Below are 17,065 nucleotides of genomic sequence, written 5' to 3' on the forward strand. Positions count from 1 at the left end.
CCTAACGTTAACAAAAATGTTAAATTTTTTGGTTCAATTAGTTTTTTTGACTAAAAGAGAATGTATTCTTTCAACCAATTGGCGGGTGGTCTCTATGTGTATGTTTTCAATAACATAATCGGATTGCTTTACTTTTTCGCTTTCACTCCATTGGTGCTTCATTCTTTCTTGAACGGCTTCCATAGTTGTATTATCGCGCTCTACAACCCTTTTTATTCTCACGTTTAAAGGTGCCGTAACGGTAATAATTACATCGCAGTCCTTATTGCCACCGCTTTCAAAAAGGATTGCTGCCTCTTTTATTACATATGGGGCGTCTTGCTTTGCTGCCCATTCCTTAAAATAGGTGGCTACCGCAGGATGTATAATTTGATTAAGTTCTTGTAGTTTTGCTGGGTCGGGAAAAACCTGTGCGGCCAGGTATTTGGTATTGGGCTCGTTATTTATATATGCCTCCTTGCCAAAAGCGCCTATAATTGCTTTTTTTACATTGCCATTTGTTTGCATTAATTGTTTAGCTTCGGTATCGGCAATAAAAACGGGGATCCCATGTTTTTTAAACATGGAGGCTACTGTAGATTTACCACTGCCAATTCCGCCGGTTAGCCCAACTATCATTATTATTGTTTTTTAATCAAAAACTCTACTTTTCTATCTAAAATCGTTGCAGAACTTATAAAGCCCGGTTTTTCCGAAATTTCGGGAATGAGGTATGTACTGCTATCTGAAACGTTTTTATAATCGCATATTATTTTAAAAGTGCTTTCATTGACTTTTTTTAATTCAGAGATCGGGGCTTTACAGAGTACTTTTACTTTATCGGGATATAATTTCAGGTTTATTTTATTGGGCAGGTTTTTAACCTGTACCGGAACGAGCACTATTTTTTCGGTGTACCGTTCTACTTTTCCCAGAACGTTTACCTGTTTGGTTTCCAGCTCCAAATCTGCCACGGAATCGGGAACCATTAATTTTAGTTCATGCTCAAAATCTTCCTGGATGTTTTTGTATTCTTTTTCTTCGGTTTCTATAAGCTTTACTTTGTCCACCACATCTTCCGGCCCCCTTACCCAAACGCTATCCGGTTCAACTAAAAGCGAATCTCTTAATTGGTGGTCTTCTGCAAAGTCCAACTCTACATTTGCGACCACTTTTACCTGTTTCTTTTTGTTGACCCCTAAATTTAAAATCAGGGAATCGGCGGCTATTCTTCTTACAATAATCGATTTATATTGCGTTGCAATTGCTTCTTCTATATCCTGGGGAAGCATGTAGTATTTGTTTTTCTGCTGCGTAAAGTCGGAAAGTGGCAAATATAAATCCCGCTTAAAGATTCTGTAATTTAATATTTTAAATCCGGAAGTTTCAATATTTACTTCTAAATTTTTCTTTGGCGTTCCTAAAATTAGCTTATCCTCGGGTAGCCCACTGTAATTCAACTTAAAATTTACATGCGAAATATAAGTGTCTGATAGCGATATTAAAAACCAAATAAAAATCGACACCACCAAGAACATCAAAAAAATAGATGCTTTTGGTTTGCGTAATACTCCTTTTATATATTGATAAAATTTCTTTGCCATTAATTAAAAAAAAGCTTCGGAAAAATAGCTTCCGGTTTTCTATTGGAAAAGGTAACTAAAAAAGTAGATTTAACAAAAGCCAAACCATAGCCAAAAAATTGAATCATTACTGCATATAAAGATAACGTTGCAATTTTAATGCTATTGTTCTTTATGGCGGCTTCTATAAAAACGGCCACAAAATAACAACCGTAAAGAAGGATAAACAGGTTAATGCCCGCACACCATAAAAGTATGGACGCCAAGAACCCAATTACAAAAAGAGAAGGAAACCAATACGTTATTTTTTTTGTTTCCGGGTGCCATTTATTAAGTATCGGGCGGGTCAAACCAAACTTTTTTACCTGCAAATAAAATTTTTCCCATGAAATCCTGCGTTTATGGTATACAAAGGCTTTTGGAAACAAAGCCGTTTCGAAACCGTTTTTCCATAGCCTAATTGTTAGATCGGGGTCTTCCCCCGGATGTATTTTGCCAAATCCTCCCGTAATGCTGAAAGCTTTTTTTGAAAGCCCCATATTGAAGCTCCGCGGTTGAAATTTGTCCACGGCCTTTTTCCCGCCCCTTATGCCTCCAGTTGTTAAAAAGGAAGTCATACTGTAATTTATGGCCTTTTGAATGTTTGAAAAAGACGCATGTGCCGCATCTGGCCCTCCAAAACAATCTACATACTTATTTTTTAGTGCTTTTTGTGCTTCTGTTAAATATTGTGGGGGCAATATACAATCGGAGTCTAAAATGATAAAGTAATTTCCCTTGGCTACTTTCATCCCGTAATTACGGGAATCCCCCGGTCCTGAATTTTCCTTGAAATAATAAGAAACCTTCATTTTAGTAGCAAATTGTTTCACTATTTCTTCTGAAGAAACGGTCGATCCATCTTCAACGATTACCACTTCAAAAGGAATGTTCCCGGTTAGTAACTGCATACTTTCCAGCAACTCTTTTATTTCATCTGGCCTATTGTAAACCGGAATTATAAAGGAAAAATCAAGCTCCATATCTTATCTTTCTAAATTAAAAAGCTGTCTAAAAAGTGTAATCCGGTTTAATACAGTTTATCACTTTTTAGACAGCTTATATACGGTTTTCTATTTAGGTTTAGTCTTCCTTCATGAATTTTTCCATCACTTCGTTGCTCACCCCGGTATTAGAGAAGCCTCCGTCATGATATAGGTTCTGCATGGTTACTTTCCTTGTAAGGTCAGAAAACAAACTTACTGTATAGTCTGCACAATCTTGTGCGGTTGCATTACCGAGCGGCGACATCATATCTGCATAGGCTATAAATCCGTCAAAGCCTTTTACGCCCTGCCCCGCCGTTGTAGGGGTTGGGGACTGAGAAATGGTATTTATGCGCACATTTTTTTCTCTTCCATAGAAATACCCAAAACTTCTGGCGATAGACTCTAGATATGCCTTGTTATCGGCCATGTCGTTATAATCGGGAAATACACGTTGTGCTGCCATATACGTAAGGGCCACAATGCTTCCCCACTCGTTCATGGCGTCTTTTTTGTAAAGGGTTTGGCAAACTTTATGGAAAGACAATGCCGAAACATCCCATCCTTTGTTGGTAAAATCGTAATTTTCATCGGTGTAATGTTTTCCTTTTCTTACGTTTACAGACATTCCAATGGAATGCAAAACAAAGTCAATTTTACCACCAAGGATTTCCATTGATTTTTCAACCAGGTTTTCCAATTCCTCGATATTGGTAGCATCAGCAGGAACAATCTCCGAGCCTGTTTTTTCGGCCAATTCTTTAATCTGCCCCATACGCATGGCAATGGGTGCATTGGTTAAAACAAACTCTGCTCCTTCTTCATGAGCTTTAACTGCTGTTTTCCAAGCAATTGAATTTTCATCTAATGCTCCAAATATTATTCCTTTTTTTCCTTTTAATAAATTGTATGACATATACTTTTGGTTAATTGCTTCTTCAAAACTTTTCTGCTTCAAAAATATTCAATTTATTTATAAAAAACCCCTTTTTTAAGCTTTCTTTAGCAGCAGCTCTTTGGCATGGGCCATAGCCGAAGCCGAGATATCTTTGCCCCCCAACATTTCGGCAATTTCATGTATGCGCTCTTGTGGCGTAAGCAGTTTCATTTGCGATGAAGTAACCCCATGGCTATCTTCTTTGAAAACTTTAAACTGTGCATCGCCTTTTGCTGCAACCTGGGGCAAGTGGGTTATGGTAAATACCTGCATGGTTTTGCTCATTTGGTGCATAATATCGCCCATTTTATTGGAAACTTCCCCAGAAACCCCTGTATCAATCTCATCAAACATAATTGTAGGCAAGTGCATGTATTGGGCCAACAACGACTTAATTGCCAACATGATACGCGACAATTCGCCGCCCGAAGCTACTTTTTTAAGTTCGTTAAAGCTACTTCCTTTGTTTGCGGAAAACAAAAAGTGCAGCTCGTCTTTTCCGTTCGAAAAGTATGTGCCGGTCATATTTACCGAAATTTTAAACTGTGCGTTTGGCATGCCCAATTCTGCCAAAACAGCTTCCAGATGCGCAGTCAATGTTGGTATTGCCGCTTCTCTGGCCTTGTGTATTTTTTGGGCCAATGCATCGAGTGCTTCTTCCTGGCGCATAACATCCAGTTGCTTCTCTTTTATTTCGTTTTCGAGGTTTTCGGTTTTGGAAACGCTTTGGGCCAATTCGTCCTGAACCAACAACAAATCTTTTATTTCCAAGACATTGTGCTTTTTCTGAAGCGCATAAATTTGCTGTAACTTGGCATTGACCTCCTCCAACAATTGTGGGTCTGCTTCAAGGTTTTCCTCCATGCGCTGTATTTCGGCATGGATATCGTCCAGTTCTATCAATGCAGACTGTATACGGGTATGCAATTCCTTATAAGAAGGTCCGAAATTAGAAAGTTTATAAAAAATTGTTTTCAACTCGCTCAATCCGGCAAGGGTGCCCACTTGCTCCTCGCCCAATATTTGAAGTACATGCGATACACTTCCACCAATTTCTTCAACATTGTTTAACCGCTCATAAGTTTCTTCCAGCTCTTCCATCATCCCCACTTGTAAGTTTGCCGATTGCAGTTCTTGCAGTAAAAATGAATTATAATCGTATTCTTTATCGGCTTCCTGTTGAAAATCGATAAGGTTTTTTAATTCTTTTTTTGTTTGAAGGTAATGCGAAAGCTTTTCGGCATAATCGTTCAAAAAGTTTGTGTTTTCGGCCACCCCGTCTATTACCTGAAACTGAAAGCTATTATCGGTAAGCCGTAAGGTCTGGTGTTGGGAATGAATATCTATAAGGCGCTCGCCCAACGACGAAAGCACGTCTAAAGTAACTGGGGTATCGTTTATAAAGGCCCGGGATTTCCCACTTGGCAAGATTTCCCTTCGAATAATGGTATGCGGTTCGTAATCAAGGTCGGTTTCAATAAAAAAAGGTTGCAACTGATAGTTTTCAATGGCAAAACCCGCCTCGATAATACATTTTTCCTCGCTGTTTTTAATACTGTTCAAATCGGCCCGTTTCCCCAAAACCAAGGAAAGCCCACCTAAAAGGATTGACTTTCCAGCGCCTGTTTCTCCAGTAATGGCCGTTAAACCATTGTTGAAGGTAACCTGCAAGTTATCTATTAATGCGTAATTCTTTATTGTAAGAGTTCTTAACAAGGCTTTTCGGTTTAATTATGCCAAAGATAAATTTTATTTCAAGTTGAATAAAACATTGTTTGTTATTTCTTGACATCAAGATATTTATTGAAGCGACAACTACTTTTCATGAATTTTACTCACTAAATTAAGATTTAAGATGCTCTAATGCTTGTGCTGAAACGTTAAATATTTTCCACTTAATACCGCGTATGCTCGTACCAAAGTGGTTTAATTGAAGTGTTTCCTTCTCTATTTTACAACTGACGGAATAAAAAAACTTTGCTCGTCAATACGTTTTTATGTGATGCTTAATATTTAATCCTCGACCAAGTGTCTGAATAAAGTGGAGCGATCTCGTTTAGGGTTTCGGTAAGTTTAACGATATCTACTTTGGGCCCGCCCGAGAATACATTGGCTATTTCTTCCGACTTGGCATCGAAAAAGGCCTGTAAAACAAAAGAGTTCGGACGCACATTGTTAAGCCTGTCAAACAATTTCATGGATCCCGCAATAGATTGTTTCGCAAGTGTTGCATTGTCCACAATATTGTCCATCCCCAAACGGTGGTAATTGTACAGCGCCAAGCGGTATTCCTTAAAGGTATTCGAAAGCAAATTGTCTACCAGTTCAAAACGTGTACGGTTTCCATCGGTTTGCTGCCAACCGCTATACCCGCTCCCCTGTGCCAAGCCAACAATATTCTGTGCTTGTTTAAAATAAGGGGTTCCTCCTTCTTTTGAAAAAGTATCGGCATCTATTCCCAAAATAATATACACGTAATAGGTAATTACGGCAGTCAAATTAGAATCGAAGGAATTGGGGTTGAAGTATAAAGGCGCATATTCCACATAGGCGAAGCTAAAACGCTTATCCTGATAATTAAATACCGGGGACTGGTACGTGGAGTTATAAACCGGCCTGTTGGACTGTACCTGTATGGTTCCATGAAATGCGCTGTTTTCATACCTGTTAATGGTAATCATCATACTACATTCTATGCGTTCTTTAGGAGACACGTTCCTGTTTGTCCATTTGGTTTGGTTTACATAATCGTTTAGCGATTTTTCCAGTGTCTTGAATATCTGTTTATTGGTCTGGTTTACCTGATCGGAATTGACAATAACAGTACAGCTCAATTCCTGAGCGAAAGAAAATTGCAAGGCGCATAATAATGCAACAAATAAAAGCTTCTTAATCATCCAGACGTTTCAGTATTTCGTTAAAGATATCGGTTGCTACTTCCTGTTTTGGTTTTAAGAAAAACGCTACTTCAGTTAAATTCTTATCTATAAAAGTAACTTTATTTGTTGGTTTTCCAAAACCTGCTCCTTTATCGTTTAACGAATTTAACACAATTGCGTCTAAATTCTTACTTGATAGTTTATTTTTTGCATTTTCCAGTTCGTTATTGGTCTCTAATGCAAAGCCCACCAAAAACTGTGTTTCCTTGATTTCGCCCAACGAAGCAAGAATATCTTTTGTAGGCGCAAGGTCGATTTGCATGACCGCCGTTTTCTTTTTTATTTTCTGACTGGCGACGGTTGCAGGCTTGTAATCGGCTACAGCAGCCGAAAGAATGGCTATATCCACTTGGTTGTATACTTGGTGGACTGCATTGTACATTTCTTCTGCGGAAGTAATCCTTACAAGTTTTATATGCGAATGCTGGATATCCAAATGCGTGGGGCCCGAAATCAAAAATACCTCGGCACCCAAATTAACGGCTGTTGTTGCTAGGGCATAGCCCATTTTCCCACTGGAATGATTGCCAATAAAACGCACGGGGTCTATGGCTTCATATGTCGGCCCTGCTGTAATTAACACTTTTTTGCCTTTCAGCGGTAGCTTAGACACTATATCTTTTTCTATAAAAGCGATAATTTCTTCGGGTTCGGCCATTCTTCCTTGCCCAATTAAGCCACTTGCCAACTCTCCATGCCCGGCAGGAATGATAATATTCCCAAAAGATTGAAGTGTTTTAAATGATTTTTTTGTTGATGGGTGCTGGTACATGTCCAAATCCATTGCGGGAGCAAAATACACGGGGCATTTGGCCGATAAATAAGTGGCAAGCAAAAAATTATCGGAAGTTCCGGATGCCATTTTGGACAAGGTATTTGCAGTTGCAGGGGCAATTACAAAAATATCGGCCCAAAGGCCAAGGTCTACATGGTTGTTCCAGACTTCGTTTTCTTCTTCATCTGTAAAAGACGTATAAACTTTATTTTTGGACAACGTAGAAAGCGTTAAAGGGGTGACGAAATCTTTTGCATTTTCCGTCATTACCACTTTAACGCTTGCTCCGGCCTTGATAAGTAGCCTTACCAAATAAGCCGATTTATAAGCGGCAATGCCACCGGTTATACCAAGTAATACTTTTTTGCCGCTAAGTATGGACATGCCCTACTCTTTTTCTGTATTTCTGTAATAAATCTTGTCGTTCAACCACTCTTCTACCGCAATAGCGTGTGGTTTTGGAAGTTTTTCGTAAAATTTAGACACCTCGATCTGTTCTTTGTTTTCAAAAATTTCTTCAAGGCTGTCCGTATACGTAGCAAACTCCTCCAGCTTCTCAATCAGCTCCTTCTTAATATCGCCATTTATCTGGTTAGCACGCTTAGAAATTATCGATATGGCCTCATAAATGTTGTTTGTGGGCGCATCAATCTCGTTTCTATCGTAAGTAACTGTAGAAACCGGTGCTTCAGAATTTCTTAATTCGCTCATAACTTTATCTATTTACTGTATTGTTCTATTAATTGTTTCAATTCTATCATTTCAGCATCCAAGTCCTTATCCATTTTTTCGGCCTTGCTTTTGTACTGTGTATTTTCGAATTCGCTTATTAACTTTTGGTAAGCTGCTTTTGCATTGTTAATACGCTCTTCTTTTTTTGATGGGATACTGTTTACCGCCAAATTGTATTTTGCAAGATAGTCGTAATACAGTGCATCTTCTTTGTAAACCGACCCGGGAAACTCTTTGAAGAATAATTCAAAAGATTTTATCGAGGCATTATAATCTGAAATCCTATTGTACTGTTTTGCAATTTCAAAAGCTTTTTTCTCCAATTTGGCCCTCATGTCGGCTGCCATTTTATTGGCCTCGTCCATGTATTCTGAGTTTGGATATGTATTGATAAAAATCTGTAGCCTATCAATGGCTTTATTCGTTTCTGTTTGGTCCAAACTATATCGTGGAGAAGTTAAATATTGGCTTTTTGCTCCTAAAAATGCTGCTTCTTCTGCCTTATCGCTTCGCGGATATGATTTTGTAAACCTTTCAAATTGATAAGCCGCTAAATAATAATCGCCTGTTTGGTAATAAGAGTTTGCAAAAAAGTATACCAACCGTTCCCCTTGTGGTTTGCCTACATATTGAGGGACAATTTGTTCAAAAAGTCTGTTGGCCCGTTTGTAATCTCCTTCATCGTAGAGTTTTTCGGCCAATTCGTACTTTTTCTTAACGTCGCTATCCTTTAATGTTTTTTGGTATTCACTACAACTGGTGAGCACAAATGCAAAAAGAACTACTAAATATGTATACTTCATATTCTTTAAAATCCCAATGGGTTTATTTCCGACCTTTGGCCGAACTTGTTATACTGCTGTTTTCCTTTACCCCGATCAACTTTTCCAAGGCAGTCGATTTATCGGGCAAAATTAGTTAAATATCTGTAATTTAAAAAACTATTTTGTGCCGTGAAAATAAGGCAGTTTCCAACAAGATAACATAGTAACTGTTTTTTTTATTAAAAATTTAACGTGTACACCTTTAATTTACTTGCATTAGGGGGACCAAACTTTGTTTACGGCAATACACGGGCAAGGGCTTGAGCAATAAAAAAATCCACGAAAACTTTGTTGAAAAAAATCCGCGGATTTTACTTTTATGTTGAAGTTACACAAGGTAATTTTCAATAAATAAGCTTGTTAACCATTTATTTTATTGGTTTCTAAAGCGGCAAAACTGCTTATTTTTTCTTTAAGTCCGTTACTTGCTTGCACCAATGGAAGCCTTACATTTCCAGAACATAGGCCAAGGCTTTCAAAAACAGCTTTTATTCCGGCCGGGTTACCTTCTTCAAAAATATAATCTATTATATCCATTAATTGGAAATGCAAATGGTTGGCATCATCCAGATTTCCCCGTAATGCATAACGCACCATTGATGAAAACTTTTTGGGAAACCCTTGACCAATTACAGAAATAACCCCGGCACCTCCGGCCAATACCATTGGCAGGGTTATCATATCGTCTCCGGATATTACCAAAAAATCTTTGGGCTTGTCTTTAATAAGCCTCATTGCCTGTACAATATCGCCGGCCGCTTCTTTGACCCCGATAATATTTTTAAAATCTTTTGCCAAGCGAATTATAGTTTTGGGCAATACGTTAGAGCCTGTCCTTCCCGGCACGTTGTATAATATTATGGGTAAAGGCGACACTTGTGCAATGGCCTTAAAATGCTGGTAAATGCCTTCTTGCGTAGGCTTGTTATAATATGGAGAAACAGACAGGATAGCATCAAAAGCACTTAAATCGGTTGTTTGTAGTTCTTCAACAATAGCTGTTGTATTGTTTCCGCCAACACCAACTACCATGGGTACCCGTCCTTTATTTGCCGTTGCTACGATTTTTTTTACTACCTGTTTTTCTTCCTGGGTAAGCGTTGCAGATTCTGCGGTAGTCCCCAAAACTACCAAGTACTCTACCCCACCTTCTATTACATGGTTTACAATATTTGCAAGTGCCTCTACATCTACACTTAAATCTTCCCTAAAAGGAGTTACCAAGGCTACGCCCGTCCCTAAAAACTTTGACATATTATATTCTTTTTAAAATGGTAAGGTATTTAACCAGTTCGCTATTGAACTGAGAAAAATCCTTTTCATTTACTTTCAACACTAAATTGTTTATCGCTTCACTTTCTTCAGAGATTCCAACCTTGAGACTACTTTTGCTCAATACTGAAACGAGTTCTAAATAAATGTTGGGTTCTGTAAAATAATTAATCACAATATCATACTCACGCTTTAAAAAACTGCCGAGCTCATCGGTTTTTATTTTTCCGTTCATGCCAATGGAGCTATCGGAAAAAACCGGAATCAAGTAGTTTACATTCTTGTACATTTTATCAACATAGCCCAGGATAAATATATTTTCGTTGCTTATATTTATTGCTTTGGCAATGTTTAAAAGTGGCTTATAATCAACCAATTTATCATAATCGATTATTATAGCCAGCGAATGCAATACCCCGTCGCCCTTATCCGAGCCCATAGGCTTTGAAAGTGCTTTCTGTATTGTCTTTCTAATTGATTTTTCTTTAAGGCCTTTAAAAATCATTTACATTTCCCTTATTTTTGCAAATGTAAAACATTCAATACATCCTGAAATTAAAATTAAGAATCTTATGCGTAATAATTCGAAACATTTTGTTATATTTATAACAATTATAAGTTTCATTTCATGTAACAGCAGTCCCGATAGGCTAAGCAGCATTTCAGGAAAAGAAATAAATATTACAGATTCCATTAAGGGCGTGGACAGTTTAAAGAAGTTTATTGCCCCCTACCGCGAGCATATTGAAGAAGTTTTGGATGCACCTTTGGCATACAACCCCACATATTTAAATAAAAACGACGGCAAGTTAAATTCCAGTATTGGAAATTTAATGGCCGATGTTGCTTATGCAGAATCAAACCCCATTTTTAACACGCGTACAGGAAAAAATATAGATTTTGTATTGCTTAACCACGGTGGTATCAGGGCCGTGATGTCCAAAGGCAATGTTTCCCGGAGAACTGCTTATGAAATTATGCCCTTTGAAAACCAAATCTGGATCTTGGAGCTTTCAGCAGATAAAATAAAGGAATTGGTGGCATACCTTGCTAAAAACAAAACCGCGCACCCCATTAGCAAACAGGCACAACTTGTATTGAATGCCAATGGTACGGTAAAATCTTTTACCGTTAACGGAAAACCCATCATGGAAAGTGAAACCTACTTTGTGGCAACTTCAGATTTTTTGGCAAATGGCGGCGACCATATGGACTTTTTTAAAGACCCCATAAGCAAAACCGATATTAATTACCTGCTGCGGAACGAACTGATAGATTATTTTGAAAAAATAGACACCATTAAAGCTGGCATTGACAACAGATTTATAAAATTATAACATCATGAAAAGAAGGCAATTTATAAACCAAACTGTTGCAAGCACGGCTTTTATTACTGCAACGGGCGTATCGCTTTCGGCATGTGGTACAACGCGTAAAAAACATATTACCATCCTGCATACCAACGATGTGCATAGCCACATAGACCCCTTCCCGCCTACGCATTCACGCAACCCTAATCAGGGCGGTGTTGCCAGGAGGGCTACTTTAATTGAAAGCATACGAAAGGAAAACCCGCACACACTGCTTTTGGATGCCGGAGACATCTTTCAGGGTACGCCATATTTTAATTTTTACGGTGGGGAAATCGAGTTTAAATTAATGAGCATGCTTAAATATGATGCCGCCACATTAGGAAACCATGATTTTGACAATGGTGTAGACGGACTTTATACCCAATTGCCCAATGCTTCTTTTGAAATACTGAACGCCAACTACGATTTTTCCAATACCATTATGGATGGCCATGCCAAACCTTATACCATTTTTATAAAAGATGGGGTTAAAATTGGGGTCTTTGGACTGGGCGTTGAACTTAACGGGCTGGTAAACAAAACGCTGTACAAAGAAACCAAGTATCTGGATCCGGTTGAAAAGGCACAAGACATTACCCGCGTCCTCAAAGAAGAAAAACAATGCGACTTGGTTATATGCCTCTCGCATTTAGGCTATAAATATCAGGACGACAAAGTTTCTGATATTGTCCTGGCAAGAAATACCCAAAACATCGATTTAATTATTGGCGGACATACACATACATTTATGGACAAGCCCGTTGTGGAGACCAACAAGCAAGGAAAAAAGGTACTTATTAACCAAGTAGGCTGTTATGGCATTTATTTGGGGAGGATAGACTTTTACCTGGACAACACAACGGCCAATTCCAACGGAATTAGTATAAGCGTTTAAACCTGAATTTAAAAGTGGCAACAAACCGCATCAGGAAAAAGTAGCCCACTACCCTGGCCACAACCTTGGTAAGGTCGAAAATAAACATTTCCGATACAAAATTATCGATGGCCATAATTATCTCTACCACAAGGTAACACAATGCAATAATGACCAAATAGAGGTTTACCTTTTCTTCATTATTAAAGAAATTAACCAAGGAGAAAATTGTAAAAAGGCTCAATATTACCGAATACACAATAATAAAAGGATAAAGGTCGCCCATTTGGCCGCCAAAAATATCTTTTATGGAATAGTTAAAATAAATAAACCAAAGAATAATTACCGGGATGGCCGAAAATATAAGTTTCTTTAAATCGAGGTTGTTAATTGCCGAAAAGCATACATAAATATATATTATATGGTTGATGCCAAAAACGCTCAGGAATATTTTTGCCGCGGTACTACTGTGCCAAAGCAAAAAAATATCGCCTATTAAGCCCGTAACCAATATTGCGCACGGAATAATATGGTGCCTCGGTGAAAAAAAATAATAAAAAAGAAAAACCACAATAGGAATACTCACCCGGGCAATATTCTCTATTAAATTAAGGTCTATGACCTCTGCGATAAAATATATGGCGCTGAGGCCATAAAATAAACTTAGAATTTGCTTTTTGTTCATATCATATCCAAAAACTCTTCTTCAGAAATAATGGAAACACCCAGTTTTTCTGCTTTTTCTTTTTTGCTGGGACCCATATTGTCTCCAGCCACAACATAGTTGGTTTTTGATGATATGGACGAAGATACTTTTCCGCTGTTATCGTCTATCAGTTTTTTAAGTTCGTTTCTAGATACCTTTTCAAAGACTCCGGACACCACAAATGTAAGTCCTTTTAACCTATCGGTAATATTTTCAAGTTGTTCTGCCGAAATTTCCAGTTGAACGCCATAATTGCGTAACCTGTTGATTATATGCACGTTTTTTTCATTTTGAAAAAACTCCACAACACTTTCGGCTATTTTAATTCCTATTTCGTCTACCTGTACCAATTCTTCAACAGAAGCTTTCGTAATAGCATCAATAGATTTGTATTCCTTAGCCAGTTTCTTGGCAACTGTTTCGCCTACAAACCGTATTCCAAGGGCAAACAATACCCTTTCAAAAGGAATTTCTTTTGACTTTTCCACGCCTTGGACCAAGTTTTCTGCCGATTTTTCCGCCATCCGTTCCAAAGGCACGATGTCTTCTTTCTTCAACGTATACAGATCGGCATAATTTTCAATAAGTCCTTCTTTAAAAAGCAATTCTACGGTTTCCCCGCCAAGGCCTTCTATGTCCATGGCCTTACGGGAGATAAAATGTTGTATGCGTCCTGTAATTTGGGGAGGGCATCCGTAGGTATTGGGGCAGTAGTGCTGTGCTTCGCCTTCTTTCCTTATCAACGGCGTACCACATTCGGGGCAATTGGAAATATATTCAACCGGGGCGGCATCAGGGTCGCGTTTTGTAAAATCCACAGCCACGATCTTTGGAATAATCTCCCCGCCTTTTTCCACAAAAACCTCATCGCCTATGCGCACGTCCAGTTTTTCTATCTGGTCGGCATTGTGCAACGATGCTCTTTTTACGGTAGTTCCTGCCAATAATACGGGCTTTAGGTTTGCCACCGGGGTAATTGCCCCCGTTCGCCCTACTTGGTAAGTAATACTTTCCAGCACGGTAGAAACCTGTTCGGCCTTAAATTTGTATGCCATGGCCCAGCGCGGGGCCTTGGCGGTATAGCCCAGTTCTTCCTGTTGCTCGAAACTATTTACCTTTACCACAACTCCGTCTATTTCATATGGAAGTTCGTGGCGGTGCTTGTCCCAATGGTTTACAAAATCCATTACCTCGGCGGTAGTTTTGCACAATTTGGCCACTTCGGGCACTTTAAAGCCCCATTCTTTGGCCTTTTTTAAGCTTTCAAACTGACTTTCTATACCTAAGTTTTCGCCAGTAATATTGTACAACAAACAGTCCAACGGGCGTTTGGCAACTTCTGTGCTGTCTTGAAGCTTCAAGCTTCCGCTGGCCGTGTTCCGGGGGTTCATATACGGTTCTTCACCGGCTTCTATACGGTCTTGGTTCATTTTTGCAAAACCTTCCAGTGGCAGGACAATCTCCCCACGTATATCAAACTTTTTAGGGTATTTGCCCCTTAACCGCAACGGCACAGAACGAATTGTTTTTACGTTGTTGGTTACATCGTCGCCCTGAAAACCATCGCCCCGCGTTACCGCGCGCACCAAAATACCATCTTCATACGTTAGGCTCATCGAGGCCCCGTCATATTTTAATTCGCAGGTAAACTCCACCTTAACATCTCCTAAAATACGCTGCATGCGCTTTTCCCAGTCTTCCAGGTCTTCTTTAGAATAAGAATTGTCCAAAGAATACATCCGGTAGGTATGCTGTACCGTTTTAAAATTTTTGGTAACCATACCGCCAACGCGCACGGTGGGCGAATTGACATCGAAATATTCGGGGTGCTCGGCCTCCAACGCCTGTAGTTCCTTGAGCTTCACATCAAACTCATAATCAGATATTTCGGGGGTATCCAATACATAATAATTATAGTTGTGCTGTGTAAGTTCCTTGCGCAATAAGGCTATTTTTTCTGCTACGTCCACGTTGAAGTTAAATTAAAATGGTTATGAAGAATCATCTAAAAAAACAAATATAAGGTTCCCGGACTAATTTTTACAATTTATAATGGCCATCTGTATGGCCGTTTTTTAAAAATTTCCTTCGGAAGAAAATAAAAGAAGTATTATTTCAATAATTACTTTTATATAGTGGCAATGTTTTGATGCAATGCACAAAAAACTGAAAAAATATACAAAAGACAAACAATTAGCCATACAGATAGTCTAAAGCAATACACAAGAATACCAGAGCAGTGCACGAGAATGCAAAAGCAGTGCATGAGAATGCCAGAGCAATGCATGAGAATACCAGAGCAGTGCATGAGCATACAATTTAATAGGAAGCCATATTAAAGTTGTAACAATCTTGTACCTTTAGCTACTAATAAAATAAAAAACACTTAAACCCTATTTGTGACACAAGAACTGGAACATAAGTTTGTGAGTGAATTGGAAGAAAACCAGAATATCGTACATAAAATATGTAAGATATATACCGATGACCCAGAGGCCCACAACGACCTGTTCCAAGAGATTACCATACAACTGTGGAAGGCCTACCCAAAGTTTAGAGGCGATGCCAAGTTTAGCACATGGATGTACCGAATAGCTTTAAACACTGCCATTACCCTCTACCGGAAGTCGAAACGGCAGGTAAAGACACAAGATTTCGACACTGTACTTTACAAGGTAAAAGCAAAGGAATACGACGATACCGAGGAAAAGCAACTCCAACTGATGTATGATGCCATTAAACAGCTTAACGATATAGAAAAAGCACTTGTTTTTCTATACCTGGAAGATAAAAATTACAAAGAAATAGCCGATACGATAGGTATAACCGAAGTAAATGCCCGCGTAAAGATGAATAGGATAAAAACAAAACTTAAAAATATATTGAACCCCTGATGGACGAGTTAGATTTTTTAAAGAAAGACTGGCAAGAAAGGGAAAAGGAACTCCCCAAGCTATCTTATAACGATATTTACATGATGATGTGGAAAAAGTCTTCCTCATCGGTTAAATGGATATTCTACATTAGTGTAATAGAGCTTACATTTGGTGTTTTAATGGGCATATTTTACCACCCCTCTTTTGAGAAAGAGCTGAACCTGCCCCCTGCATACAATTACCTAACATATGCATCCATCTTGGTAATTATCTATTTTATAATTCGGTTTTTTAGAAATTACAAGCGTATTTCCACAACTTCATCGGTTAAAGGGCTTTTGGAAAATATCATTAAGGCCCGTAGGACCGTGCGGCAATATATTATTTTCAACCTTTCCTTTGCGGGTATTGTTTCTATTGGCAGTATTATCTATCTTTATATACAACAAAGCGGCGGCTGGAACAGTTTTGCAGCCCAGGCCACGCCCAAGGACTACCTTGTTATTTTTGTCATATCGGTTTTGGCCACTGCCATTATCATTGGTTTCTTTTTAGGGATATATTACCTTCTTTATGGCATATTAATGCGGAAACTTAAAAGAAATTACAACGAAATCAAGAAAATGGAGCTTTAAAAGCACCGGGGACAGCTTCTATTTATCCCCGTTTGTTGTAATGAGGGTTTTTTCAAACCTATAGCCGCAGCCCTCCACGCAGGCAGGCTCTATAGGGGTAAGTTCCAAGATGGATTCATTATACTTTATTTTGGCCACCAGTTTTCCATCGGCAATCTTTAGGGGCTCATCAAGGGTATCGCATGCATAGTTGAGCGTTAACTGGTTTTCATTTAAAACATAGGTGCCCGTATTGCATTTAGAGAATTGAGAAGACGTAAACGTGCCATTTTTTAAAAAAGTATATGTATAAATCCCTTCGGCGGTTTCCCAATCTCCGGTTCCGTCTCCCGTATCCATATAGCTTTCGGTCAACTGCCATGTTCCATGGATCGAGCTGCCGTTTATGGTGGCATTGTCGTCATCGTCACTACAACTTTTCAACAATATTGCATACACTATAATAACGGATAACTTTAATATACGTTCCATCCCCTTTTTTTTTATTTAGATGAAGTTTTTATGTTTTGGTTGCGTGGTATACTACCGGGAATTATAAACTTTCTTTCAACCACAC

Annotated in this window: 18 protein-coding genes; 4 read left to right on the plus strand and 14 right to left on the minus strand. The window is 38.7% G+C overall.

Annotated features, from left to right (window positions below):
* Positions 1 to 33: 33 nt before the first annotated feature.
* From coaE to UXI14_RS00740, 11 genes are all read right to left on the minus strand, one after another.
* Positions 34 to 618: a dephospho-CoA kinase gene (gene coaE, locus UXI14_RS00690; protein ID WP_335964347.1), complete on the minus strand. Its 585-nt coding sequence runs from the start codon at positions 616 to 618 to the stop codon at positions 34 to 36.
* Positions 619 to 620: 2 nt separating this feature from the next.
* Complete coding sequence (locus UXI14_RS00695; RefSeq protein WP_335964348.1) at positions 621 to 1,583, minus strand: YbbR-like domain-containing protein; 963 nt, start codon at positions 1,581 to 1,583, stop codon at positions 621 to 623.
* Positions 1,583 to 2,584, minus strand: a complete 1,002-nt coding sequence (locus tag UXI14_RS00700) for a glycosyltransferase (RefSeq protein ID WP_335964349.1) — start codon at positions 2,582 to 2,584, stop codon at positions 1,583 to 1,585. Before UXI14_RS00700 ends, UXI14_RS00695 begins: the two co-directional genes overlap by 1 nt.
* 100 nt (positions 2,585 to 2,684) lie before the next feature.
* Positions 2,685 to 3,503, minus strand: a complete 819-nt coding sequence (locus UXI14_RS00705) for an SDR family oxidoreductase (RefSeq protein WP_277898908.1) — start codon at positions 3,501 to 3,503, stop codon at positions 2,685 to 2,687.
* A 75-nt stretch (positions 3,504 to 3,578) separates the two neighbouring features.
* On the minus strand, positions 3,579 to 5,240 hold the full coding sequence (gene recN, locus UXI14_RS00710) for a DNA repair protein RecN (RefSeq protein WP_335964350.1): 1,662 nt from the start codon (positions 5,238 to 5,240) through the stop codon (positions 3,579 to 3,581).
* A 290-nt stretch (positions 5,241 to 5,530) separates the two neighbouring features.
* On the minus strand, positions 5,531 to 6,421 hold the full coding sequence (locus tag UXI14_RS00715; RefSeq protein ID WP_335964351.1) for a DUF4835 family protein: 891 nt from the start codon (positions 6,419 to 6,421) through the stop codon (positions 5,531 to 5,533).
* Positions 6,414 to 7,622 carry a bifunctional phosphopantothenoylcysteine decarboxylase/phosphopantothenate--cysteine ligase CoaBC gene (coaBC, locus tag UXI14_RS00720; RefSeq protein ID WP_335964352.1) on the minus strand — a complete coding sequence of 403 codons (1,209 nt, stop codon included), beginning with the start codon at positions 7,620 to 7,622 and terminating at the stop codon, positions 6,414 to 6,416. The genes UXI14_RS00715 and coaBC overlap by 8 nt, the downstream gene beginning before the upstream one ends.
* A gap of 3 nt (positions 7,623 to 7,625) precedes the next feature.
* Positions 7,626 to 7,949 (minus strand): DNA-directed RNA polymerase subunit omega, encoded by a 324-nt coding sequence (locus UXI14_RS00725; RefSeq protein ID WP_277898904.1) that lies wholly within the window; start codon positions 7,947 to 7,949, stop codon positions 7,626 to 7,628.
* An 8-nt stretch (positions 7,950 to 7,957) separates the two neighbouring features.
* A complete protein-coding gene (bamD, locus tag UXI14_RS00730) occupies positions 7,958 to 8,773 on the minus strand; it encodes an outer membrane protein assembly factor BamD (RefSeq protein ID WP_277898903.1) in 816 nt (271 codons plus the stop codon).
* A 381-nt stretch (positions 8,774 to 9,154) separates the two neighbouring features.
* A complete protein-coding gene (gene dapA / locus UXI14_RS00735) occupies positions 9,155 to 10,048 on the minus strand; it encodes a 4-hydroxy-tetrahydrodipicolinate synthase (RefSeq protein WP_335964353.1) in 894 nt (297 codons plus the stop codon).
* 1 nt (position 10,049) lies between these two features.
* Positions 10,050 to 10,571, minus strand: a complete 522-nt coding sequence (locus UXI14_RS00740) for a hypothetical protein (protein ID WP_335964354.1) — start codon at positions 10,569 to 10,571, stop codon at positions 10,050 to 10,052.
* Between the two features lie 67 nt (positions 10,572 to 10,638).
* Between UXI14_RS00740 and UXI14_RS00745 the strand changes: the two genes are divergently transcribed.
* Together UXI14_RS00745 and UXI14_RS00750 are read left to right on the plus strand one after the other, a co-directional pair.
* A complete protein-coding gene (locus UXI14_RS00745) occupies positions 10,639 to 11,403 on the plus strand; it encodes a 5'-nucleotidase (RefSeq protein WP_335964355.1) in 765 nt (254 codons plus the stop codon).
* A 4-nt stretch (positions 11,404 to 11,407) separates the two neighbouring features.
* A complete protein-coding gene (locus UXI14_RS00750) occupies positions 11,408 to 12,313 on the plus strand; it encodes a metallophosphatase (protein ID WP_335964356.1) in 906 nt (301 codons plus the stop codon).
* Here the strand turns inward: UXI14_RS00750 and UXI14_RS00755 are convergent.
* Together UXI14_RS00755 and ligA are read right to left on the minus strand one after the other, a co-directional pair.
* The gene (locus UXI14_RS00755) at positions 12,297 to 12,977 is read right to left on the minus strand and encodes a lysoplasmalogenase family protein (RefSeq protein ID WP_335964357.1); all 681 of its coding nucleotides are present in this window, start codon (positions 12,975 to 12,977) and stop codon (positions 12,297 to 12,299) included. The genes UXI14_RS00750 and UXI14_RS00755 overlap by 17 nt on opposite strands.
* The gene (gene ligA / locus UXI14_RS00760; protein ID WP_335964358.1) at positions 12,974 to 14,968 is read right to left on the minus strand and encodes an NAD-dependent DNA ligase LigA; all 1,995 of its coding nucleotides are present in this window, start codon (positions 14,966 to 14,968) and stop codon (positions 12,974 to 12,976) included. The genes UXI14_RS00755 and ligA overlap by 4 nt, the downstream gene beginning before the upstream one ends.
* A gap of 429 nt (positions 14,969 to 15,397) precedes the next feature.
* On the opposite strand from ligA, the gene UXI14_RS00765 reads away from it, so the two are divergent.
* Positions 15,398 to 15,892 (plus strand): sigma-70 family RNA polymerase sigma factor, encoded by a 495-nt coding sequence (locus tag UXI14_RS00765; RefSeq protein ID WP_335964359.1) that lies wholly within the window; start codon positions 15,398 to 15,400, stop codon positions 15,890 to 15,892.
* Positions 15,892 to 16,509: a hypothetical protein gene (locus UXI14_RS00770; protein WP_335964360.1), complete on the plus strand. Its 618-nt coding sequence runs from the start codon at positions 15,892 to 15,894 to the stop codon at positions 16,507 to 16,509. Before UXI14_RS00765 ends, UXI14_RS00770 begins: the two co-directional genes overlap by 1 nt.
* 18 nt (positions 16,510 to 16,527) lie before the next feature.
* On the opposite strand, the gene UXI14_RS00775 is transcribed toward UXI14_RS00770, so the two are convergent.
* Positions 16,528 to 16,980 (minus strand): lipocalin family protein, encoded by a 453-nt coding sequence (locus tag UXI14_RS00775; RefSeq protein ID WP_335964361.1) that lies wholly within the window; start codon positions 16,978 to 16,980, stop codon positions 16,528 to 16,530.
* Positions 16,981 to 17,065: the final 85 nt, after the last annotated feature.

This window comes from Galbibacter sp. PAP.153, assembly GCF_037029175.1.
Lineage (GTDB): Bacteria > Bacteroidota > Bacteroidia > Flavobacteriales > Flavobacteriaceae > Galbibacter > Galbibacter pacificus.

Coding starts and splice junctions, on each gene's coding strand:
- coaE (WP_335964347.1), bottom strand. CDS start 618: ATGATAGTTGGGCTAACCGGCGGAATTGGCAGTGGTAAATCTACAGTA.
- UXI14_RS00695 (WP_335964348.1), bottom strand. CDS start 1,583: ATGGCAAAGAAATTTTATCAATATATAAAAGGAGTATTACGCAAACCA.
- UXI14_RS00700 (WP_335964349.1), bottom strand. CDS start 2,584: ATGGAGCTTGATTTTTCCTTTATAATTCCGGTTTACAATAGGCCAGAT.
- UXI14_RS00705 (WP_277898908.1), bottom strand. CDS start 3,503: ATGTCATACAATTTATTAAAAGGAAAAAAAGGAATAATATTTGGAGCA.
- UXI14_RS00715 (WP_335964351.1), bottom strand. CDS start 6,421: ATGATTAAGAAGCTTTTATTTGTTGCATTATTATGCGCCTTGCAATTT.
- coaBC (WP_335964352.1), bottom strand. CDS start 7,622: ATGTCCATACTTAGCGGCAAAAAAGTATTACTTGGTATAACCGGTGGC.
- UXI14_RS00725 (WP_277898904.1), bottom strand. CDS start 7,949: ATGAGCGAATTAAGAAATTCTGAAGCACCGGTTTCTACAGTTACTTAC.
- bamD (WP_277898903.1), bottom strand. CDS start 8,773: ATGAAGTATACATATTTAGTAGTTCTTTTTGCATTTGTGCTCACCAGT.
- dapA (WP_335964353.1), bottom strand. CDS start 10,048: ATGTCAAAGTTTTTAGGGACGGGCGTAGCCTTGGTAACTCCTTTTAGG.
- UXI14_RS00740 (WP_335964354.1), bottom strand. CDS start 10,571: ATGATTTTTAAAGGCCTTAAAGAAAAATCAATTAGAAAGACAATACAG.
- UXI14_RS00745 (WP_335964355.1), top strand. CDS start 10,639: ATGCGTAATAATTCGAAACATTTTGTTATATTTATAACAATTATAAGT.
- UXI14_RS00750 (WP_335964356.1), top strand. CDS start 11,408: ATGAAAAGAAGGCAATTTATAAACCAAACTGTTGCAAGCACGGCTTTT.
- UXI14_RS00755 (WP_335964357.1), bottom strand. CDS start 12,977: ATGAACAAAAAGCAAATTCTAAGTTTATTTTATGGCCTCAGCGCCATA.
- UXI14_RS00770 (WP_335964360.1), top strand. CDS start 15,892: ATGGACGAGTTAGATTTTTTAAAGAAAGACTGGCAAGAAAGGGAAAAG.
- UXI14_RS00775 (WP_335964361.1), bottom strand. CDS start 16,980: ATGGAACGTATATTAAAGTTATCCGTTATTATAGTGTATGCAATATTG.